Origin of the sequence: Wenxinia saemankumensis, from assembly GCF_900141735.1 — a bacterium.
In the GTDB taxonomy this organism is placed as follows: domain Bacteria; phylum Pseudomonadota; class Alphaproteobacteria; order Rhodobacterales; family Rhodobacteraceae; genus Wenxinia; species Wenxinia saemankumensis.
Genome location: NZ_FQYO01000005.1, coordinates 46878 through 66911, shown reverse-complemented (window position 1 = coordinate 66911; position 20034 = coordinate 46878). Strand labels below are relative to the sequence as shown.

General features: G+C 71.0%; 19 protein-coding genes. 8 read left to right on the top strand and 11 right to left on the bottom strand.

What is annotated here, in order from left to right; all coding sequences use genetic code 11:
* Positions 1 to 68: 68 nt before the first annotated feature.
* The gene (gene prfB, locus BUE30_RS13950) at positions 69 to 1193 is read right to left on the bottom strand and encodes a peptide chain release factor 2 (RefSeq protein WP_073332187.1); all 1125 of its coding nucleotides are present in this window, start codon (positions 1191 to 1193) and stop codon (positions 69 to 71) included.
* 139 nt (positions 1194 to 1332) lie between these two features.
* Between prfB and BUE30_RS13945 the strand changes: the two genes are divergently transcribed.
* Positions 1333 to 1533 carry a hypothetical protein gene (locus BUE30_RS13945; protein ID WP_073332184.1) on the top strand — a complete coding sequence of 67 codons (201 nt, stop codon included), beginning with the start codon at positions 1333 to 1335 and terminating at the stop codon, positions 1531 to 1533.
* Positions 1534 to 1607: 74 nt separating this feature from the next.
* On the opposite strand, the gene BUE30_RS13940 is transcribed toward BUE30_RS13945, so the two are convergent.
* Positions 1608 to 4124, bottom strand: coding sequence for a penicillin-binding protein 1A (locus BUE30_RS13940; protein WP_073332182.1), 2517 nt, complete (start codon positions 4122 to 4124; stop codon positions 1608 to 1610).
* Between the two features lie 174 nt (positions 4125 to 4298).
* On the opposite strand from BUE30_RS13940, the gene BUE30_RS13935 reads away from it, so the two are divergent.
* Positions 4299 to 4916 (top strand): class I SAM-dependent DNA methyltransferase, encoded by a 618-nt coding sequence (locus tag BUE30_RS13935; protein ID WP_073332179.1) that lies wholly within the window; start codon positions 4299 to 4301, stop codon positions 4914 to 4916.
* A 41-nt stretch (positions 4917 to 4957) separates the two neighbouring features.
* Here the strand turns inward: BUE30_RS13935 and BUE30_RS13930 are convergent, their stop codons facing one another.
* On the bottom strand, positions 4958 to 6181 hold the full coding sequence (locus BUE30_RS13930) for an N-acetylmuramoyl-L-alanine amidase (protein ID WP_083601394.1): 1224 nt from the start codon (positions 6179 to 6181) through the stop codon (positions 4958 to 4960).
* A complete protein-coding gene (locus BUE30_RS13925; RefSeq protein ID WP_073332176.1) occupies positions 6178 to 7299 on the bottom strand; it encodes a pyridoxal phosphate-dependent aminotransferase in 1122 nt (373 codons plus the stop codon). Before BUE30_RS13925 ends, BUE30_RS13930 begins: the two co-directional genes overlap by 4 nt.
* A 151-nt stretch (positions 7300 to 7450) precedes the next feature.
* Here BUE30_RS13925 and BUE30_RS13920 point away from each other — a divergent pair, with 151 nt between their 5' ends.
* Positions 7451 to 8212 (top strand): DsbA family protein, encoded by a 762-nt coding sequence (locus BUE30_RS13920; RefSeq protein ID WP_073332173.1) that lies wholly within the window; start codon positions 7451 to 7453, stop codon positions 8210 to 8212.
* Positions 8213 to 8284: 72 nt separating this feature from the next.
* On the opposite strand, the gene BUE30_RS13915 is transcribed toward BUE30_RS13920, so the two are convergent.
* Positions 8285 to 8956, bottom strand: a complete 672-nt coding sequence (locus tag BUE30_RS13915) for an SH3 domain-containing protein (RefSeq protein ID WP_073332171.1) — start codon at positions 8954 to 8956, stop codon at positions 8285 to 8287.
* A gap of 279 nt (positions 8957 to 9235) precedes the next feature.
* On the opposite strand from BUE30_RS13915, the gene BUE30_RS13910 reads away from it, so the two are divergent.
* Complete coding sequence (locus BUE30_RS13910; RefSeq protein ID WP_073332966.1) at positions 9236 to 10021, top strand: MBL fold metallo-hydrolase; 786 nt, start codon at positions 9236 to 9238, stop codon at positions 10019 to 10021.
* A gap of 18 nt (positions 10022 to 10039) precedes the next feature.
* Here the strand turns inward: BUE30_RS13910 and BUE30_RS13905 are convergent, their stop codons facing one another.
* From BUE30_RS13905 to hemA, 4 genes are all read right to left on the bottom strand, one after another.
* On the bottom strand, positions 10040 to 10420 hold the full coding sequence (locus tag BUE30_RS13905; protein WP_073332169.1) for a DUF4260 domain-containing protein: 381 nt from the start codon (positions 10418 to 10420) through the stop codon (positions 10040 to 10042).
* Positions 10417 to 11559 carry a flavodoxin-dependent (E)-4-hydroxy-3-methylbut-2-enyl-diphosphate synthase gene (gene ispG / locus BUE30_RS13900; RefSeq protein WP_073332166.1) on the bottom strand — a complete coding sequence of 381 codons (1143 nt, stop codon included), beginning with the start codon at positions 11557 to 11559 and terminating at the stop codon, positions 10417 to 10419. Before ispG ends, BUE30_RS13905 begins: the two co-directional genes overlap by 4 nt.
* An 87-nt stretch (positions 11560 to 11646) precedes the next feature.
* Positions 11647 to 12957, bottom strand: coding sequence for a helix-turn-helix domain-containing protein (locus BUE30_RS13895; RefSeq protein WP_073332163.1), 1311 nt, complete (start codon positions 12955 to 12957; stop codon positions 11647 to 11649).
* A 137-nt stretch (positions 12958 to 13094) separates the two neighbouring features.
* The gene (hemA, locus tag BUE30_RS13890; RefSeq protein WP_073332160.1) at positions 13095 to 14318 is read right to left on the bottom strand and encodes a 5-aminolevulinate synthase; all 1224 of its coding nucleotides are present in this window, start codon (positions 14316 to 14318) and stop codon (positions 13095 to 13097) included.
* A 324-nt stretch (positions 14319 to 14642) separates the two neighbouring features.
* On the opposite strand from hemA, the gene BUE30_RS13885 reads away from it, so the two are divergent.
* Positions 14643 to 14969, top strand: coding sequence for a hypothetical protein (locus BUE30_RS13885; protein ID WP_073332157.1), 327 nt, complete (start codon positions 14643 to 14645; stop codon positions 14967 to 14969).
* A 92-nt stretch (positions 14970 to 15061) separates the two neighbouring features.
* Positions 15062 to 16456 (top strand): M20/M25/M40 family metallo-hydrolase, encoded by a 1395-nt coding sequence (locus tag BUE30_RS13880; RefSeq protein ID WP_073332154.1) that lies wholly within the window; start codon positions 15062 to 15064, stop codon positions 16454 to 16456.
* Positions 16457 to 16765: 309 nt separating this feature from the next.
* Here the strand turns inward: BUE30_RS13880 and BUE30_RS13875 are convergent, their stop codons facing one another.
* Positions 16766 to 17329 (bottom strand): peptidylprolyl isomerase, encoded by a 564-nt coding sequence (locus tag BUE30_RS13875; protein ID WP_073332152.1) that lies wholly within the window; start codon positions 17327 to 17329, stop codon positions 16766 to 16768.
* Positions 17330 to 17344: 15 nt separating this feature from the next.
* Complete coding sequence (locus BUE30_RS13870) at positions 17345 to 17854, bottom strand: peptidylprolyl isomerase (protein ID WP_073332149.1); 510 nt, start codon at positions 17852 to 17854, stop codon at positions 17345 to 17347.
* A 123-nt stretch (positions 17855 to 17977) separates the two neighbouring features.
* On the opposite strand from BUE30_RS13870, the gene BUE30_RS13865 reads away from it, so the two are divergent.
* Entirely contained in the window at positions 17978 to 19165 is a 1188-nt protein-coding gene (locus BUE30_RS13865; RefSeq protein ID WP_073332963.1) for a phosphoglycerate kinase, read from the top strand.
* A complete protein-coding gene (locus tag BUE30_RS13860) occupies positions 19165 to 19962 on the top strand; it encodes an SDR family NAD(P)-dependent oxidoreductase (protein WP_073332146.1) in 798 nt (265 codons plus the stop codon). Before BUE30_RS13865 ends, BUE30_RS13860 begins: the two co-directional genes overlap by 1 nt.
* Positions 19963 to 20034 lie beyond the last annotated feature (72 nt).

Below are 20034 nucleotides of genomic sequence, written 5' to 3'. Positions count from 1 at the left end.
ACCGAACGCGAGGCAGGTCTATCCGGCCGGGCGCGAGGAGAGGGCAGCACCGCCCGCCCCCGCCCCGATCACTCCTCTGCCGTCGCCTCCGCCCGGCTCTTGCCCGAGACGTCGGAGGCAAGGGTCGCGGCCATGAACCCGTCGAGATCGCCGTCGAGCACGCCCTGCGTGTCCGATGTCTCATGGCTGGTCCGCAGATCCTTCACCATCTGGTAGGGCTGCAGGACGTAGGACCGGATCTGGTTGCCCCAGCCCGCGTCGCCCTTGTTCTCGTGCGCCTCGGTGATCGCCGCGTTCCGCTTCTCCAGCTCCATCTGGTAGAGCCGGGCCTTCAGCGCGTTCATCGCGGCATCCCGGTTCTGGTGCTGCGATTTCATCGAGCTGGTCGTCACGATTCCCGTCGGGATGTGGGTGATCCGCACGGCCGAGTCGGTCGTGTTCACGTGCTGCCCGCCTGCGCCCGAGGACCGATAGGTGTCGACCCGGATGTCGGAGGGGTTCACCACGATGTCGATGTTCTCGTCCACCACCGGATAGACCCAGACCGACGCGAAGGAGGTCTCGCGCGTGCCCTTGCCGAAGGGGCTGATCCGCACCAGCCGGTGCACCCCGCTCTCGGTCTTGAGCCAGCCATAGGCGTTGGGGCCGGTGATCTTGTACGAGACGGACTTGATCCCCGCCTCGGCGCCCGCTTCCTCGGATTGCAGCTCGACGGTGTAGCCCTTCTTCTCGGCCCAGCGGACATACATGCGCTGCAGCATCTGCGCCCAGTCGCAGGCCTCGGTCCCGCCGGCGCCGGCATTGATCTCGAGGAAGGTGTCGTTGCCGTCCGCCTCGCCGTTCAACAGCGCCTCGAGCTCCTTCTGCGCGGCCTTGCCCCGCAGGGTGCGCAGGGCCGCTTCGGCCTCGGCGACGATGTCCTCGTCCTCCTCCATCTCGCCCATCTCGATGAGCTCGCGATTGTCGGCGAGATCGCGCGACATCTGCTCGTAGCCCTCGATCGCGTCGAGCAAGGCCTGCCGGTCGCGCATCAGCTTCTGCGCGCCCTCGGGGTCGTCCCACAGCGTCGGATCCTCGACCCGGGCGTTGAACTCCTCCAGCCGGTGCTTCGCCGTGTCCCAGTTCATCCGCCGGGCGACGAGCGCGAGGGATTTCTCGATGGACTCGATGGTGGCCTGGGTCTCGGCGCGCATGGGAGGGGGGCCCTTCCTGACGGGGGTCTGATGGTGGCCCGACCTATAACCCGCCCCCTCGCCGCGCAAGTGGCGGGACCCCGCCGAGGGGGGCGGCGCGTTCCCCCAGCAGGGTCGTCATCCCGGAAGGAGACCGGACATGGGCTGGAACAGGAGCACGATCTTCGGCTTCGTCGTGGGCCTCGGCATGGGCGTCGCGATGGGCGTGGCGCTGGGGAATGTCGGGATCGGAATCGCCATCGGGGCCGGACTCGGCACCGCCTTCGCCATCGCCTTCAACGAGGCGCACAAGGACCGTTCGGATCGGTCGGGCCCCGACCGGGACAAGGGCGATCCCTGACCCGCGCCCCGTCGGGGCCGGCCGGGACCGGGGCGGTCTTCCCGGAAGGGCGGCGGGGTGCCCCCCTGCCCGCCCTAGTACAGGCCGCCCGAGGACAGCGTGCCGAAGGTCGCGCGCGGCCCGACCGTCGCGGTGCCGCCGGTCGATGTCGTCACGTTGCGCGAGGCGGCCCGGACCTCGTCGACGAGCGGCAGGTCGCCCGACATCTCGAAGCCCCCGTCGAAGGTGATGCCGAAGAGCGGCTCCTCGCCGATGCGGAAGCATTCCGACACCACGTTCGGGCCGGAGGCGCTGTCGGGCAGGCGGGCACCGGTGAAGCGGTCGATCTTGATGAACTGGCACTCCTCCGGCACGTCGAAGGCACCGCCGCCGTATTCCGAGATCGCGGCCTGCATGAATTCCTGGAAGACCGGCCCGCACAGGGTGGAGCCGTAGGCCGATCGGCCGAGGCTGCGCGGATTGTCGAAGCCGATGTAGCAGCCCGCCGCGATGGTCGAGGAGAAGCCGACGAACCACACGTCCTTGGCGTCGTTGGTGGTGCCGGTCTTGCCCGCGATCGGCACCGGCAGGTTGATCGCCCCCGATGCCGTGCCGCGCTGCACGACCCCCTCCATCATCGAGGTCAGCTGATAGGCGGTGACGGCGTTCATGATCCGGTCGCGGTTCGACACGATGGCCGGCGCCTCGCCCCTCGCGAGGGTCGGCACGGCGCAGTCGGTGCACATCCGCTGGTCGTGGCGGTAGATCGTGTTCCCGAACCGGTCCTGCACGCGGTCGACCAGCGTCGGCTCGACCCGCTCGCCGCCATTGGCGAACATCGAGTAGGCGGCGAGGATGCGGAACAGCGTCGTCTCCTGGGCGCCGAGCGAGTTGGCGAGCACCTGGTTCATGTCGTCGTAGACGCCGAAGCGCTCGGCATAGGCCGCGACCGTGTCCATGCCGATCTCCTGCGCGAGGCGGATGGTCATCAGGTTGCGCGACTGCTCGATCCCGGTGCGCAGCGGGGTCGGGCCGTAATACTGGTTGGACGAGTTCTGCGGCCGCCAGACGCCCTGCGGCGTGTTGATCTCGATCGGGGCGTCGACGACGATGGTCGCGGGGGAATAGCCGCTGTCGAGCGCGGCGGCGTAGACGAAGGGCTTGAAGGACGAGCCGGGCTGGCGCATCGCCTGGGTCGCGCGGTTGAAGACGCTGTCCTGGTACGAGAAGCCGCCCTGCATCGCGATGACGCGGCCGGTATTCACGTCCATCGCCATGAAGGCGCCCTGCACCTCGGGCACCTGCCGCAGCGTCCAGCGGATCAGGTCGCCGGTCCCGTCCTCGCCGGTCGTCATCCGGCGGACATGGACCACGTCGCCGGGGGCGAAATTGTCGAAGAAGTTGCCGCTGATCCACGAGATGTCCTCGCGCGGGACCACGACGCTGCTCTCCTCGCGGCCCTGCACGCCGAGCGTCAGCGCCTGGTCCGCGACCGACAGCACGACGGCGGGATACCACGTCCCGTCGAGCGTGATGTCGCGCGCCACGTCCGCATTCGCCAGCGCCTCGCGCCAGGCGGCCTCGTCCTCCAGCGTCTCGACCGGGATCGTCACGCCGGTGCCGCGCCAGCGGCCCTGTCCCCGGTCGTAGTTCTCCAGCTGCCGCTGCAGCGCGTGGGCCGCGCGGACCTGCAGGTCGGGGTCGATCGTGGCCCGGATCGCGAGGCCGCCGGAGAGGAACTCCTCCTCGCTGTAGCGGGCCGAGAGCTGGCGGCGGATCTCGTCGGTGAAGTAGTCCCGCGGCGGCAGGGCGGAGCGGAAGCTCTCGATGTCGCCCGACTGCACCGTCGTCAGCGGCGTCTCGCGTTCGCTGCGATAGGTCGCCTCGTCGATGTAGCCGTCCTCCCACATCCGGCGCAGCACGTAGTTCCGCCGGTTCAGCGCGTCCTCGTATTGCCGGACGGGGTGAAGGTTGCCCGGCCGCTGCGCGAGCGCCGCGAGATAGGCCGCCTGGGCGGGGCGCAGTTCGGACAGGGTCGCGTTGAAATAGGTCAGCGCGGCGGCGGTGACGCCGTAGGAGTTCTGCCCGAGAAAGATCTCGTTGAGGTAGAGCTCGAGGATCCGCTCCTTGTCCATCGCCCCCTCGATCCGGACGGCGAGGATCAGCTCCTTGATCTTGCGCTCGACGGTGCGGTCCGACGACAGAAGGAAGTTCTTCATCACCTGCTGGGTGATGGTCGAGGCGCCGCGCACGTCCTGCCCGCGGCTGCGCACCGCCTCGACCCCCGCGGCGATGATGCCCTGGATGTCGAATCCGGGATGCGTGTAGAAATTCTGGTCCTCGGCCGCGACGAAGGCGTGCTTCACCACCTCGGGGATCTCGGCCGCCGGGGTGAAGAGCCGCCGCTCGACCGCGAATTCGTCGATGATCTGCCCCTCGCCGTTGTAGATCCGGCTGATCTGCTTGGGCTGGTACTGGGCGAGCACCTCGTAGGAGGGCAGGTCCCGGCCGTACATGTAGAAGATGCCGCCCACGGTGAAGGCGGCCATGGCGAGGCCGAGCGTGAGCATCGAGAAGATGCCCCCCAGGAACGAGAGGATGAATCGCAGCACGTCGGGCGGCCTCGTGAGGTCGGAGGATGTGGCGGGGCTTATACCGGGCGCGGGGGGCCCGGTCAAAAGCCCATCCGGGCGAACGGGCGCGGAACGGGCCGGAACCCGCCGTCCCGGCGGTCACGACCGCGTGCGCCCCTTGCGCCCGGCGGCCGCCCGCGCGAGGCGGGGCGGATGAGCACCCCGGGCGCGATCCTCACCACCTACGATTCCGTCGCCGACCTGTTCGACGCGCAGCGCGACCGCTCGCTCTACGAGCGGCGCTGGCTGGACCGCTGGCTGGGCACCGCGCCGCGGGGGGCGGGGGGCACGCGGGTTCTCGACCTCGGCTGCGGGACGGGGCGGCCGATCGCCGCCTACCTGGCCGAGCGCGGGGCCGCGGTGACCGGCGTCGACGGCGCCCCCCGGATGCTGGAGCGGTTCCGCGCCAACGTCCCTGCCGCCCGCGCGGTCGAGGCCGACATGCGCGGTCTGCAACTGGGCGAGCGGTTCGACGCGATCCTCGCGTGGGACAGCTTCTTCCACCTGGCGGCCGGGGACCAGCGGGCGATGTTCGGCACCTTTGCCGGCCACGCCGCCCCGCGCGCGGCGCTGATGTTCACCTCCGGCACCTCGGCCGGGACGGCGATGGGCGAGGTCGGCGGACAGCCGGTCTTCCACGAGAGCCTCGATCCCGACGAGTACCGCGCCCTGCTGGACGAGGCGGGATTCGCCGTCGTCGACATGCGGATGGAGGATCCCGATTGCGGCGGCCGGACGGTCTGGCTCTGCCGCGCGCGGCCCGCCCCCTAGCGGCGGACCGCGCCCGCGACCGGCGCCGGCAGGACCGCCGCCTAGCGCCGGATCAGCGGGGCGCGCGCCTCCTCTCCCGCCGCGAAGCGGACGATACCGAGGAGCAGCCCCTCGACGAGCGGGGCGCGGCCCTCGGCCGTCGACAGCCTCTCGCGGTCGGCTTCGGAGGACAGGAACCCGGTCTCGACGAGGACGCTGGGGAAGTCGGCGGCGTTCAGCACGGCAAGCGGGGCCGACCGTCGGGGCCGGGAATTGAGCGGCGCGCCGCGGCTCTGCAGCCCCGAGACCAGCGCCATCGCCAGCCGGTCCGAGGCGGGCCCCGTCTCGAGCCGGGCGAGGTCCATCAGCACCGTCGCCACCGTGTCGTCCTGCCCCGACAGGTCCAGCCCGCCCAGCAGGTCGCCGCGATCGTGTCGCTCGGCCATGCGTTCCGAGGCCTCGCCGCTGGCGCCCGCGTCGAGGGTGTAGATCGACGCCCCGGTCGCCCGTCCCTCCTCCAGCGCGTCGGCGTGGAGCGAGATCAGCACCGATGCCCCCGCCGCGCGCGCAAGGGTCATGCGCTGGCTCAGCGGGACGAAGACATCGTCGTCGCGGGTCAGCATCGCCTGCATCCCGTCGGTCCGGTTGATCGCCTCGGCCAGCTCGCGCCCCAGGGCGAGCATCAGGTCGGCTTCGGTCAGGCCCGCACGCTCCGCCCCCGGGTCGATCCCGCCATGACCGGGATCGACGGCGACGACGAGCGGGCCGTCCTTGGCCGGGGCGGGCGGCGGCAGGTCGGCGATGAGGTCGTCCCAGCCGGAATCGTCCGGCGCGCCGGACGCGGCGGCGAAGGCCGCCTGACTCGCCGGGTCGAGGCGCACGGTCAGGTCGGCCCGCCCCGCCGGCGTCACCTCCATTCCCGCGCTCGCCACGACCAGCGGCCCGGCGAGGTCGACCACCAGCCGCGACCAGCCCGGCCGCAGCGGACCGAAGCGCAGCCCGGTGGCGTTGTCGGCGTTGAGCAGCGTCTCGCGCCGGGCACCGGTCCAGTCCACCTCGCGGAAGTCGAGGACGAGGCGGGACGGATCGGCCAGCGTGTAGACGCGCCACGGAACCGGGATCGACAGGCCGATCTCGACCGACAGCCCCGCCCCCGCATCGGTGACCACGGACCGCGCCGGGTCGAACCGGGCGAGGCCGCTCAACTCCTGCGCCGGGGCCGGGGCCGTCAGCAGGCAGGCCAGGGCCAGCGTCGCGGCCGCGAACAGATCCCGCAGCCGCCTCACCGCGCGTCCCCCCGCGGGGTGCGTCCGGCCATGAACCGCTCCAGCCGGCGGGCGCCCTCGGCGATCTCCTCGGTTCCGCGCGCATAGGACAGGCGGATCCAGCGGTGCCCCTCCTCGGGGTCGAAATCGAGGCCGGGCGTCACGGCGACATCCGCCTCGCGCAGGATCTCGTCCGCGAAGGCGCGGCTGTCATGCGACCAGCGCCCGATATCGGCGTAGATGTAGAAGGCCCCGTCGGGCGGCGCGATCCGGTCGAAGCCGATGCGCGGCAGCGCCTCCATCAGCAGGTCGCGGTTCGCGGCATAGGTCGCGACATTGGCCTGCAGGTCGACCTCGCACTCCATCGCGTGCAGCGCCAGCCGCTGCCCGGCATGGGAGGGGCAGATGAACATGTTCTGGGCCAGCCGCTCCACCTGCCGGACGGCATGGGGCGGCACGACCATCCAGCCGACGCGCCACCCGGTCATCGAGAAGTATTTCGAGAACGACCCGATCACCCAGGCGTCGTCCGTCACCTCGAGGGCGCTGACCGCGCGGCTGCCGTAGTCGATCCCGTGATAGATCTCGTCCGAGATCAGCGCGCTGTCGTGCTCGGCGCTGGCATCTGCCAGCGCGGCGAGCGCGTCGCGGGTCAGCATGGTCCCCGCGGGGTTCGACGGCCCCGCCACGATGAGCCCGTCCAGCGCCCGGTCGGCGATGTCGGACGGGCCGGGCTGGAGGCGCGCGGCCATCGAGGTGCGGAACGGCACGGCATGCAGGCCCAGCGCCTTGAGGATGTGGCGGTAGGACGGGTAGCAGGGCAGGCCCAGGCCGACCCGCGCCCCGGTATCGAAGAGCGCGGTGAAGGCCAGCAGGAACGCCCCCGACGCGCCGGCCGTCACGACCACCCGCGCGGGGTCGAGATCGACGCCGTACCATTCGCCGTAATGCCGGGCGATGCGCGCGCGCAGCTCGGGCAGGCCGAGCGCGACCGTGTAGCCGAGCGGGCCCCCGGCCATGTCGGCGGCCAGCCGGTCGAGCGCGGCCTTCGGCGCGCCCGTCCCGGGCTGACCGACTTCCATGTGGACCACGTTGCGGCCCGCCGCCTCTGCGATGCGGGCGGCTTCCATCACGTCCATCACGATGAAGGGATCGACCGACCCGCGTCGGGACAGTCGCCTTGAGCTTGCCATGCGCGCCCCCTTATGCTCCGGCCCCGATACATGCCCAAGAGGGCGGCGGGGCGCAACGCCCTGCCCCGCCCGTCCAGAACACCGGGAGTTCACGACGATGTTTGCCCTCCGCCGCCTGGCGCCGGCCGCCCTCGCGCTGGCCGCCGCGACCCCTGCCCTCGCCCTCGACATCGAGAGCATGACCGACGAGGAGCGGCAGATCTTCCGCGACGAGGTGCGGTCCTACCTGCTCGACAATCCCGAGGTCATCATGGAGGCGATCGGCGTGCTCGACATGCGCGAGCAGGAGGCGCAGGCCCAGGCGGACCGCGATCTCCTCGCCGCGCTGGGGCCCGAGCTCGACGATCCCGCCGTCTCGTGGGTGGGCGGCAACCCGGACGGCGACGTGACCCTGATCGAGTTCATGGACTACCGCTGCGGCTATTGCCGCCGTGCCTTCGAGGAGGTCGAGCAGCTGGTCAACGAGGACGGCAACATCCGCTTCGTGGTGAAGGAGTTCCCGATCCTCGGCGAGCAGTCGACGCTGGCCTCGCAATTCGCGGTGGCGGTGCGCCAGCTGCACGGCGACGACGCCTACAAGGAGGTCCACGACCTGCTGATGACGATGGAGATCGATGTCAGCGAGGCGACGCTGACCCGCCTCGCCGAACAGCTCGATCTCGATCCCGCGCCGATCCTCGACGCGATGGGATCGCCCGAGGTGGCCGAGGTGCTGGCCGCCAGCTTCGAGCTGGCGCAGCAGCTGGGCATCAACGGCACGCCGACCTTCGTCCTCGGCGGCGACACGATGGTGCGCGGCTATGTTCCGCTCGACAGCATGGAGGCGATGGTCGCCCGCGCCCGCACCGACGAGGGCTGACCTGTCGGCCCGGTCCGGAACGGCGAAGGGCGGCCCGGCGGGCCGCCCTTCTTCTTGCGTGGAGGGGGTCGGTCAGCGGGAGATGTAGATAACCTGCCGCGTCTCCGGCTCGACCAGCACGGGCTGGCCGTTGACGTAGATGTAGCGCACCTCGTCGGACGGGGTATCGTAGAGCGTCACCTCCTCCGGCACCGTGGCGCCGATGGCGACCTCGCCCGGCACGTAGACCGGCTCGACCGGGTTGGCGGTCACGTAGGTCACGACCTCGCCCTCGGGATTGGTGAGGGCGCCTCCGACCAGACCGGCCGCCGCGCCGGCCAGCGCGCCGACCGGGCCGCCGAAGGCGAAGCCGGCGATCGCGCCCTGGGTGCCGACGCCCAGCGCCGCCTCGTCATCGGACGTCTCGGGCTCGTAGGTCACGGTGCCGACGGTCACGGCCGTCTGGGTCGTCTCCATCCCGTCCATCGTGCGGAGGGGGGCGTTGTCCTCCTCGGCGTTCAGGTAGCCGCCGGAGGCCCAGCCGGAGGTGCCGTCATAGGTGACCTCGCACCACAGGTCGCCGTCCTGGCACCCCGTGACGTCGACGCTGGTCTCGGCCGGAATCACGCCCACGACCTCGAAGGCGGGACCGGGGCCGGCCCGCAGGTTCAGGTCGACGCTGGTGGTCGCCATGGTCTGCGCCATGGCGGGACCGGCGAGGGCGGCGGCGGCGACGCCGCCGATGAGGAAGGTACGGATCGACATGATGTCATGTCCTTTTTCGGATAACGCCCCGGCGGATCGTCCCGCCGGCGCTTCTGGCGGGGCAAACACCGGCCGGGGCACCCCGGCTCCGGCATGGTTCGGGACAGGCGGATCGCCGCCGACCCCGCGTCCGGGCCGTTCACGTCCCCTGTCGCGACTGGCGCCGGGATCGGCCGCTCTCCGCCTCGTGACCCTAGGGCAGCCCGGGGGCGTGGGCGGAACCGGATGCGGCGCTATCTGCCCGGCACCCGAAACATGACGGAAAAGGAATATCCTGCCATGACGACGCGACGCTCCTTCCTCGCCGGGGCCGCCGCCGCCGGCTCGATCACGGTCCTGCCCTTCCGGGCCGGCGCGGAGGCCCATATGGGCGCGAACACGTTCGAGACCGATGGCGGACAGGTGGTCGTCCATCCCGTCCACCACGCCTCCATCGTGCTCGAGACGCCGGCTGGCGTGATCTATGTCGACCCGGTCGGCGGCGCCGGGATGTACGCCGACATGCCGGCGGCCGATCTGATCCTGATCACCCACGAGCATGGCGACCATTACGACGCCGACACGCTGGAGGGTCTGCAGGGCGAGGCGCCCCTCGTCGTGAATCCGGCCGTGATGGACATGCTGCCCGAGGCGCTCGCCGCCCGCGCGACCGCCATCGGCAACGGCGAGAGCACCGACGCGCTCGGCACGACGATCGAGGCGATCCCCGCCTACAACATCACCGAGGGGCGGACCGACTTCCACCCCGAGGGCCGCGACAACGGCTACGTCATGACGATCGACGGCTTCACGATCTACGTCTCGGGCGACACCGAGGCGACGGAGGAAATGATGGCGCTGAGCGGCATCGACCTCGCCTTCGTGTCGATGAACCTGCCCTACACGATGACCGCCGAGCAGGCGGCGGAAGGCGTCAACGCCTTTGCCCCCTCCTACGTCTATCCCTACCACTACCGGGGACAGGACGGCGGCACGCAGGATCCCGAGGCCTTCGCCGCGATGCTGCAGGACGGGATCGAGTCGAAGATGGGCGACTGGTACGAACCGGGCGAGCTCGAAGGGTGAGCCCCCGTCGGGCGCGGGTCAGCCGCGCCCGATCCGTCCCAGATGGGTGGAGGCGAAGCCGTCGGGCAGCTTGAGCCCGTAGCCCAGCATGCGGTCGAATCCCGCATGGCCCAGCCAGAGAGCGCCGAGCGCCGCGACGACGGGCCATGACGCGAGCAGTCCGATCGCGATCAGCGCCCCGCCGAAGCCGAGGAAATGAACGAGGTTGTAGCCCGCGGCGCCGATCCTCGGTCCCGCGAGATAGGCGGCGAAGGACAGGTCGGGCACGAAGAACAGCAGGATCGCGGCCCACCAGACGAAGGGCGCGCCCGCGGCCGTGTAGAGCGTCAGGCCGAGGGCGAAGAGGATCGCCCCCTCGGCCCGCTGCCAGCGGACCGCACCCCCCGGCCCTTCCGTCACTCGGCAGGCTCCGCCGGCTCGGCCTCGGCCGCGCTGCGCGCCTCGATCTCGGCAGCCTTCTTCTCGACCTGTTCGACGATGTGGTCGACCATCTGGTCGTTCGACATCCGGTGCGACTGCTTGCCGGCGAGGTAGACCATGCCGTTGCCCGCGCCGCCGCCGGTGAAGCCGACATCGGTCATCAGCGCCTCGCCCGGGCCGTTCACCACGCAGCCGATGATGCTGAGGGACATCGGCGTCTTGATGTGCTCGAGCCGCTTCTCCAGCACCTCGACCGTCCGGATGACGTCGAAGCCCTGCCGCGCGCAGGACGGGCAGGAGATGATGTTGACGCCCCGGTGCCGCAGGCCGAGCGATTTCAGGATCTCGTAGCCTACCTTGATCTCCTCCACCGGGTCGGCCGACAGGGACACCCGGATCGTATCGCCGATCCCGGCCCAGAGCAGGTTGCCGAGGCCGATCGCGCTCTTGATCGTGCCCGAGGTCAGGCCCCCCGCCTCGGTGATGCCGAGATGGATGGGCGCATCCGTGATCTCCGCGATGCCCTGGTAGGCGGCGGCGGCGAGAAAGACGTCGGACGCCTTGGCGCTGATCTTGAACTCGTGGAAGTCGTTGTCCTCCAGCAGGCGGATATGGTCCTGCGCGCTCTCGACCATCGCCTCCGGGCACGGCTCGCCGTATTTCTCGAGCAGGTGCCGTTCCAGCGAGCCCGCGTTCACGCCGATCCGGATGGAACAACCGTGATCCTTGGCCGCCTGCGTCACCTCGCGCACGCGGCTCGCGTCGCCGATATTGCCGGGATTGATCCGCAGGCAGGCCGCGCCCGCCTCGGCCGCCTCGATCCCGCGCTTGTAGTGGAAATGGATGTCCGCGACGATCGGCACCGGGCTCTCGCGCACGATCTCCTTCAGGGCCCTGGACGAGGCCTGATCGGGGACCGAGACGCGCACGATGTCGGCCCCCGCCTCGGCCGCCGCCTGGACCTGCGCGACGGTCGCGGCGACGTCGGTGGTCAGCGTGTTCGTCATCGTCTGAACCGAGATCGGCGCGTCGCCGCCCACGGGGACGGAGCCGACCATGATGCGGCGGGATCTGCGGCGGTCGATGGCGCGCCAGGGACGGACGGAGGCGAGCGACATGGAAAAACTCCCGGGAGGGGCTGCTGTCGCGCCCTACCTAGGCCCCCGCCCCGCCCCAAGCAACGGGGCGCGGCCGGATGACCCGGATCAGTCCTCGGCCTCGGGCGCCGGCAGCATCTGCGCCTGGGCGTAGCGCACGTATTCGGCCAGATCGTCGTCGCGGTTCAGATCGGCGACCGAGAACTCGCCCGTCACCCCCTCGGGGGCGAGCGCGACGTTGCTGATCGTGCCGCGCGGACCGGCCGGGCCGTAATGCTGCCCGTTCACCGCGAAGTAGAGCGCCCCCGCCTCCCCCGTGCGCAGCTGCGCGGGTTCCTCGGTGGCGGGCACTTCCCAGGTCTCGCCGGCATCCATGATCTTCTCGAACAGGGTCGTCCCGTCGGACGAGCGGACCCGCACCCAGGTCGGACGGACGGCGACGATGACCATCTCGGGCACGTCGCCGCGGACCTGCGGCATGGACGGGGCGACCGGCCCCTCGGCCCCGTCCTGGCGGGCCTGGGCCAGCGCGAGATCCAGCGCGTCGGGCAAGGCTGCCTCCGGCAGGGTGGCGCCGTCGGCCCCGGCGACCTGCGCGGCGCCCGGGCGCGTGGGCTGCGTGTCGATCCCGATCGAGCCGCCGCCGACCAGCGCGCCGATCTCGGACGGGGAGAGCGCGGCGATCGGCCCGTCGCGCGAGACCAGCACCGGCACGTCCAGCGCCTCAGGCCGGTAGAGCCGGTCCAGCGCCTCGGCCGAGGGGGCGGGGGAAATCGCGGCGACCTGCAGCTCCGGCGCCTCGGCCCGGGCACCGCCGCCGGCCAGCGGGTCGACCTCGGCCACGACGGCGGGGGCCTGCTCGACCGGGGCGAGCTGCACCTTCTGCACCTCCTGCAGGACCGACCAGCCGCCCCAGCCCAGCCCGCCGATCAGCGCGGCGAGCACGGCGATGGATCCGATGGCCCGCGGCTCGATCCCCGAGAACAGGCTCTCGCCCGCCGGGATGAAGGGCGTCACGGAGGAGGCGAAGATGTCGCGGCCGCCATCCTCGACCGGGGCCGGCCGGGCCGGGCGCGGCGAGGCGGAGGGCGACATGCCGTGGGCAGGGGCAAAGCCGCTCTCGGCGCAGAAGCCGGCGAAGGCCTGATCGGGATCCATGCCGAGATACCGGGCATAGGACCGCACGTAACCGGCGATGAAGCCGGGCGTGTCGAAGGCGGTGGGATCGCAGTTCTCGATCGCCGCGATGTAGGCGGCCTTGATCTTCAGCTCGCGCTGCACGTCCAGCAGGCTCTTGCCCATGGTCGCGCGCTCGCCCCGCATGACGTCGCCAAGGCGGAGCTCGAACGCGTCGAAGCCGCGCGAACCGGCATCGCCGTCACCCGTCGCCCCGTCCCGTCTAGGAGTCCTGCCGATCATGCAGCCGTCCCGTCCTGCCTGTCCCCAATGGGCCAGCGCGTCTCGTCCAGCTATCGTGTCCCCAACGATTCGTGAACCGGCGCGAGCCTCGTTTGCGCCTAGCATACCACAATTTGGGCTGCACGGGCGGAAAAAGACTAGCCGGCAAGCTCGGCACGATTCAGCGCACATCGCGACCAGAGCGAATCGAGCGCGCCGACGAGGGCGTCCATTTCCTTCGGGCCGTGCACCGGAGAGGGGGTGAAGCGCAGCCGCTCGGTCCCGCGGGGCACGGTGGGGAAGTTGATGGGCTGGACGTAGATGCCCCAATCCTCGAGCAGCATGTCCGACATCATCTTGGTGTGCTTGGGATCGCCGACGATCAGCGGCACGATGTGGCTGCCATGGTCGATGATCGGCAGGCCGAGGCCGCGCAGCCGGGTCTTGAGCACCCGGGCCTGGGTCTGGTGCGCCTCGCGCAGGTCCCGCGCGCTTTTGATGAACCGGACCGAGGCTGCCGCCCCCGCCGCAACCGCGGGCGGCAGCGAGGTGGTGAAGATGAAGCCCGGCGCGTAGCTGCGCACCGCGTCGACCATCCGCGCGCTCGCCGCGATGTAGCCGCCATGCACGCCCACGGCCTTGCCGAGCGTGCCGTTCACGATGTCGATCCGGTGGCCCAGCCGGTCCCTCTCGGCCACGCCGCCGCCGCGGGGCCCGTACATACCGACCGCATGCACCTCGTCGAGATAGGTCAGCGCGCCGAATTCCTCGGCCAGGTCGCAGAGCGCGCCGATCGGGCCGAAATCGCCGTCCATCGAATAGACGCTCTCGAAGGCGATGAGCTTCGGCGCGGCGGGATCGTCCGCCTCGAGCAGCTGGCGCAGGTGATCGAGATCGTTGTGCCGGAAGATCCGCTTGGCCCCGCCGTTGCGGCGGATGCCCTCGATCATGCTCGCGTGGTTGAGCGCGTCGGAATAGATGATGAGCCCAGGGAACAGCTTCGGCAGCGTGCTGAGCGTGGCGTCGTTGGCGATGTAGGCGCTGGTGAAGAGCAGTGCCGCCTCCTTGCCGTGCCAGTCGGCCAGCTCGCCCTCGAGCGCCTTGTGGTAGACCGTGGTGCCCGAGATGTTGCGCGTGCCGCCAGATCCCGCGCCGACCGCGTCGATGGCCCCGTGCATCGCGTCCGTGACGACGGGATGCTGGCCCATGCCGAGATAGTCGTTACCGCACCACACGGTGACGGGCCGCTCGGTCCCCGAGGGATGGTGCCAGACCGCGTGGGGAAACTGCCCGTTCGTCCGGGCGATGTCGACGAACGTGCGGTAGCGCCCCTCGTCGTGCAGCTTGCCGAGGGCGGCATCGAGCGCATCGTCGTAGTTCACCAGACTTCCTTTCCGGCCCTTGCTGTCCCGGACCTATATAGTCGGGGGGAGCCATTGAAAACACGTGCACTACCGGACGAGTCGTCGCACCGCGCCCGGCCGGCGCGCCGTCACGATCGCCGGTCCGGGGCGGCGGCGCCTTGATCTGCGTCAAGGCCGGCCCCCTTGCCCCCCGACCGCCCGCCCGGTCCCGCAGATGCCCGCGCAGATCGGGGCTGGACGGCCGCGCGCCGCATCGCCTACCCTTACGTCATTCAGAGATACGATCATTCAAGTCCCGGGCCAATCCGATTCAGGCCCGACCGTTTCGGGAACGCGCCGCAGATGGCCTCTCTCCTCTCGCTGTCGCCGGCCCTGCTGCTGGTGGCGACCTCGCTCGGCTACGTCGCCTCGACGCTCGGCATGAAGGTGGTGGCCGAAGGTCATGCCCTGCCCGGCCTCGTCGTGATGGGGCTGGGCTTCGCCTTTGCCGTCCGGGCCGAAATCCTGCTGATGCGATCCGTCGACCTCTCGGTCGTCTATGTCGCGATCCTCGGCCTCGAGACGCTGGTCGTCCTCGCCGTCGCGACCGGCATCGGCGAGGGGCTGGGCCCGCGGCAGGCGGTGGGGGCGGCGCTGATCCTAGGCGGCCTGCTCGTGGTGGGCAGCTGAGCGCTGGACACCCGCGCCGCCGCGCCTAGTGTGCCGGTCGATCCCGGGGGGCGCGCGCCCCCTTTCCCTCCCCCCGCCCGTGGAGCCACAAGATGCCCGACGATTCCCGCCTCGCCGCCCGACTCGACCCCGTCCTCGCCCGGATCGACGCCGATCTGGACGACGCGCTCGACCGGCTCGCCGCGCTGCTGCGGATCCCGTCGATCTCCACCGACCCGGCCTATGACCGCGATGTCGAGACCGCCGCGGACTGGCTGGTCGCGAACCTCGCTTCCATGGGCTTCGATGCGGGCAAGCGCGCCACCCCGGGTCACCCCATGGTCGTCGGCCATGGCGGGACCGGCGGGCGGCACCTGCTGTTCTACGGCCATTACGACGTGCAGCCGGTCGATCCGCTGAACCTCTGGCGGCGCGATCCCTTCGACCCCGAGATCCAGGAAACCGGCGCGGGCCGCGTGATCCGCGGCCGCGGTGCCTCCGACGACAAGGGGCAGCTGATGACCTTCGTCGAGGCCTGCCGCGCCTGGACGAGCGTGCATGGCGAGCTGCCCTCGAAGCTGACGATCTTCCTCGAAGGCGAGGAGGAGAGCGGCTCGCCCAGCCTCGTGCCGTTCCTGCGCGAGAATGCGGGCGAGCTGAGGGCCGAACTGGCGCTGATCTGCGATACCGGCCTGTTCGACGAGGACACGCCCGGCATCTGCACCACGCTCCGCGGCCTGCTGGGCGAGGAGGTGATCGTCACCGGGCCCGACATGGACCTGCATTCGGGCAGCTACGGGGGGCCCGCGATCAACCCGATCCGCGTCCTGTCCGGCATCATCGCGAGCCTGCACGACGAGAGCGGCCGGGTCACCGTGCCCGGGTTCTACGAAGGCGTGCCGGAAGTGCCCGAGGATGTCCGCGCCCAATGGGAGGGGCTGGGTTTCGACGCCGGCCGCTTCCTCGGCGAGGTGGGCCTGTCGCGCCCGGCCGGCGAGCGGGACCGCTCGGTGCTGGAGATGCTTTGGTCGCGCCCGACCTGCGAGGTGAACGGGATCATCGGCGGCTATACGGGCGAGGGATTCAAGACCGTCCTGCCGAGCCAGGCCCGGACCAAGATCAGCTTCCGCCTCGTCGGCACGCAGGATCCGCACGCGATCCGCGAAAGCTTCCGCGCGATGGTCCGCGCCGCCCTGCCCGAGGATTGCAACGTCGAGTTCGTCGGCCACGGCGCCTCGCCCGCCAGCGTCATGGCGACCTCCGACCCCGCGTTCGAGACGGCGCGGCTGGCGCTCAGCGACGAATGGCCCCAGCCGGCCGCCTTCGTCGGCGGCGGCGGGTCGATCCCCGTGGCCGGCTACTTCAAGACCGAGCTGGGCATGGATTCGATGCTGATCGGCTTCGCCAAGGACGACGACGCGATCCATTCCCCGAACGAGAAATACGACGTGCGCAGCTTCCACAAGGGAATCCGCAGCTGGGCCCGGATCCTGGCCGCGCTGTCCTGATCCGCGCCGGTGCGCGCGCCGCCGGCCGCGCCGCCGGCCATCACGGGCGGAGCGGGGGCCAGCCCCCGCACCCCCGGAGTATTTGCGGCAAGATAAGAGCAGGGGGCGGGCGTCGGAGAGCGGCGGCGGGCGGGCCTGCCGGGGCCCTGACCGGGCGGGGCGACAATCTGCCGGCGCATCCGGGCCGACGCATCCGGGCGGGCGCATCGGGGAGCGTGCCGCGCCCGGGCGGGCGCCCTCGGTGGGCAGGCGGCCGGGCGCGGGTTCGAGCGCCGGGCGGGCCCTCCGGCCGCCCGGCGCGGCGCCGGATCACTCGGCGGTGATCGTCACGCTCTCCATCCGGTCGGGCTCGCCCACGACGGAGCCGTTGGGCCCGGTGCCGCGCTTGATCGCGTCGACCACGTCCATTCCCTCCACGACCTCGCCGACGATCGTGTACTGGCCGTTCAGGTGCGGCGCATCGGCGAACATGATGAAGAACTGGCTGTTGGCGCTGTCGGGATCCATCGAGCGGGCCATGCCGACCATGCCGCGGGTGAACGGGGTGTCCGAGAATTCGGCCGCGAGATCCGGCATCTCGGAGCCGCCCATCCCGGCGGAGGCCATGTCGAACTCGGCGGCGGTGGAATCGCCGAACCGGACGTCGCCGGTCTGGGCCATGAAGCCGTCGATCACCCGGTGGAAGACGACACCGTCATAGGCGCCCTCCCCGGCCAGGGCCTCGATCCGCTCCACATGGGCGGGGGCGACGTCCTCGAAGAGGTCGATGACGATCGTGCCGGACGTGCCGCCCGCGACGTCGATCCGCATCTGGTCGGCGAGGGCGGGGGCGGCGACGAGGGCCGCCGTGGCGGCGGCGATGAGGGTGCGCATGATGGCTCCTGTCGGTTACTGGTCGGCGGCGACGCGGACACGGATCATCCGGTCCGGCTCGGCGGGGGGCTCGCCGCGGGTGATGGCGTCGACATGCTCCATCCCCTCGATGACGCGGCCGTAGACGGTGTACTGCCGGTTGAGGAAATGGTTGTCCTTGAAGTTGATGAAGAACTGCGAATTGGCGCTGTTGGGGTTCTGGCTGCGCGCGGCACCGAGCGTGCCCCGGTCGTGCGGCACGCCGGAGAATTCCGCCGGCAGGTCCGGCAGGTCGGACCCGCCGGTCCCGGCGCGGCGGATCGAGAAGCTCTCGCTGTCCATGTTGCCATGCTCCACGTCGCCGGTCTGGGCCATGAAGCCGTCGATCACGCGGTGGAAGGCGACGCCGTCGTACTTGCCGGCCCGGGCCAGCTCCTTCATCCGCTCGGCATGCTTGGGCGCGATGTCGGGCAGCAGCTCGATCACGACCTCGCCGCCCTTGAGTTCCACGACGATCGTGTTCTCGGGATCCTTGATCTCGGCCATCGGGCCCTCCTCAATGCGTTGCGCCGCCCTAGCTAGTCGCCGCGACGGGCGATGCCAAGCGGCGGCTTGACCGGCCGGCGCCTGCCCGCCACGACGGGACGCGAGCGAAGAATGGAGGGCGCGATGGCCTGGAAGAGCCTCGACGACATGGACCTGGCGGGCAAGCGCGTGCTGACCCGCGTCGATCTCAACGTCCCGATGGAGGACGGGCGCGTCACCGACACGACGCGGATCGACCGGATCGTGCCGACGGTGAAGTCGATCATCAATCGCGGCGGCCGGCCGGTCCTGCTGGCGCATTTCGACCGGCCCAAGGGGAAGGTCGTGCCGGAGATGAGCCTGCGGCAGATCGCGGGGCCGCTGCAGGACGCGATCGGGCGCAAGGTGGTCTTCGCCGCCGATTGCGTCGGCCATGCCGCGAAGGAGGTGGTGGACGGGCTCGAGGAGGGCGAGGTCGCGCTGCTGGAGAACACCCGCTTCCACCCCGAGGAGGAGGCGAACGACCGCCACTTCGCGGAGCGCCTCGCCGCGAACGGCGACGTCTACTGCAACGACGCCTTCTCGGCCGCGCACCGGGCCCATGCCTCGACCGAGGGGCTGGCGCATCTGCTGCCGTCCTGCGCGGGGCGGCTGATGGCCGAGGAGCTGGAGGCGCTGGACGCCGCGCTCGGCAATCCGGTCCGGCCGGTCGTCGCGATCGTGGGCGGGGCGAAGGTGTCGACCAAGCTCGACCTCCTCGCCAATCTGGTGACGAAGGTCGACACGCTGGTGATCGGCGGCGGCATGGCGAACACCTTTCTCGCCAGCCAGGGCTACGACGTGGGCAAGTCGCTCTGCGAGCACGACCTGAGCGGCACGGCGAGGGAGATCGGCGAGAAGGCGGTCGCGGCGGGCTGCACCATCCTGCTTCCCCGCGACGTCGTCGTGGCCAGGGAGTTCAAGGCCGGGGCGGAGAGCCGGACCGTCAAGGTGGAGGACGTGGCGACGGACGAGATGATCCTCGATGCCGGCCCGGATTCGACGGCCCATATCGCGCAGGTCCTGGACGAGGCGAAGACGCTGGTCTGGAACGGCCCTCTCGGCGCCTTCGAGATCGCGCCCTTCGACCGGGCCACGGTCGAGGCCGCCCGCCACGCGGCGGAGCTGACCCGGACCGGTCAGCTCACCTCGGTCGCGGGGGGCGGCGATACCGTCTCGGCGCTGAACATGGCCGGAGTGGCGCGGGACTTCACCTACGTCTCCTCCGCCGGGGGCGCCTTCCTCGAATGGATGGAAGGCAAGGATCTGCCCGGCGTGGCGGCGCTGGGCTGATGGCCGCGCCGGCGGTCGCCCTCGTCACCGGGGCGAGCTCGGGCATCGGGCGCGAGCTGGCGCGGCTGCATGCCGAGGCGGGCGGCACGGTCGTCGTGACCGCCCGGCGTGCCGGGGCGCTGGAGGATCTCGCCCGCGACATCGCGGCGGATACGCCGGGCCGGGCGATCCCCCTGCCCTGCGACCTCGGCGCGCCCGGCGGGGCCCGCCGGCTGATCGAGGCGGTCGAGGAGGACGGCCACGAGATCGGCGTGCTGATGAACAATGCCGGCTTCGGCGGCGCCGGGCGGCATGTCGAGCGTCCGCTGCAGGACGAGCTCGGCATGATCGACCTCAACGTCCGGGCGCTGGTCGAGCTCACCCACCATTTCGGGGCGCGCATGGCCGCGCGCGGCGGGGGGCGGATCCTGAATGTCGGCTCTTCCGCCGGGCTGATCCCGGCCGGTCCGAACCAGAGCGTCTATTTCGCCACCAAGGCCTTCGTCGCCAGCTACAGCCAGGGCATCGCCGCGGAGCTGGCGCCGAAGGGGGTGAGCGTGACCGTCCTCGCCCCCGGCTATGTCGAGACGGAATTCGCGGATACGGCGAATCTGCGCGGCACGAAGCTGGTGAAGACCGGGGGCCGCACGCCCCGCCAGACGGCGGAGGCGGGATATGCCGCCATGATGAAGGGCAGGCGCGTCGCCTATGACCGGCCCGGCCTCGGCGCGGGGCTGTGGCTGGCGCGGGTCGCGCCGGCGCGACTGGTCGCCGGCCTGATGGGCCGGATGCAGGAGACGGAGCCCGGCCGCCGGTAGCGCAACCGGCATTGAAGGCGCCGATGGGCCGGGCCCATAAACGACCCCGACAGGACAGAGATCGAGGAGAGA

Bases quoted from the DNA above. Each gene is read 5' to 3' on its own strand.
- BUE30_RS13935 (WP_073332179.1), top strand. From the start codon at position 4,299: ATGAGCACCCCGGGCGCGATCCTCACCACCTACGATTCCGTCGCCGAC.
- BUE30_RS13865 (WP_073332963.1), top strand. From the start codon at position 17,978: ATGGCCTGGAAGAGCCTCGACGACATGGACCTGGCGGGCAAGCGCGTG.
- BUE30_RS13945 (WP_073332184.1), top strand. From the start codon at position 1,333: ATGGGCTGGAACAGGAGCACGATCTTCGGCTTCGTCGTGGGCCTCGGC.
- BUE30_RS13880 (WP_073332154.1), top strand. From the start codon at position 15,062: ATGCCCGACGATTCCCGCCTCGCCGCCCGACTCGACCCCGTCCTCGCC.
- BUE30_RS13920 (WP_073332173.1), top strand. From the start codon at position 7,451: ATGTTTGCCCTCCGCCGCCTGGCGCCGGCCGCCCTCGCGCTGGCCGCC.
- BUE30_RS13870 (WP_073332149.1), bottom strand. From the start codon at position 17,854: ATGGCCGAGATCAAGGATCCCGAGAACACGATCGTCGTGGAACTCAAG.
- BUE30_RS13875 (WP_073332152.1), bottom strand. From the start codon at position 17,329: ATGCGCACCCTCATCGCCGCCGCCACGGCGGCCCTCGTCGCCGCCCCC.
- BUE30_RS13915 (WP_073332171.1), bottom strand. From the start codon at position 8,956: ATGTCGATCCGTACCTTCCTCATCGGCGGCGTCGCCGCCGCCGCCCTC.
- BUE30_RS13925 (WP_073332176.1), bottom strand. From the start codon at position 7,299: ATGGACGTGATGGAAGCCGCCCGCATCGCAGAGGCGGCGGGCCGCAAC.
- BUE30_RS13860 (WP_073332146.1), top strand. From the start codon at position 19,165: ATGGCCGCGCCGGCGGTCGCCCTCGTCACCGGGGCGAGCTCGGGCATC.
- BUE30_RS13895 (WP_073332163.1), bottom strand. From the start codon at position 12,957: ATGATCGGCAGGACTCCTAGACGGGACGGGGCGACGGGTGACGGCGAT.
- prfB (WP_073332187.1), bottom strand. From the start codon at position 1,193: ATGCGCGCCGAGACCCAGGCCACCATCGAGTCCATCGAGAAATCCCTC.
- ispG (WP_073332166.1), bottom strand. From the start codon at position 11,559: ATGTCGCTCGCCTCCGTCCGTCCCTGGCGCGCCATCGACCGCCGCAGA.
- BUE30_RS13910 (WP_073332966.1), top strand. From the start codon at position 9,236: ATGACGACGCGACGCTCCTTCCTCGCCGGGGCCGCCGCCGCCGGCTCG.
- BUE30_RS13885 (WP_073332157.1), top strand. From the start codon at position 14,643: ATGGCCTCTCTCCTCTCGCTGTCGCCGGCCCTGCTGCTGGTGGCGACC.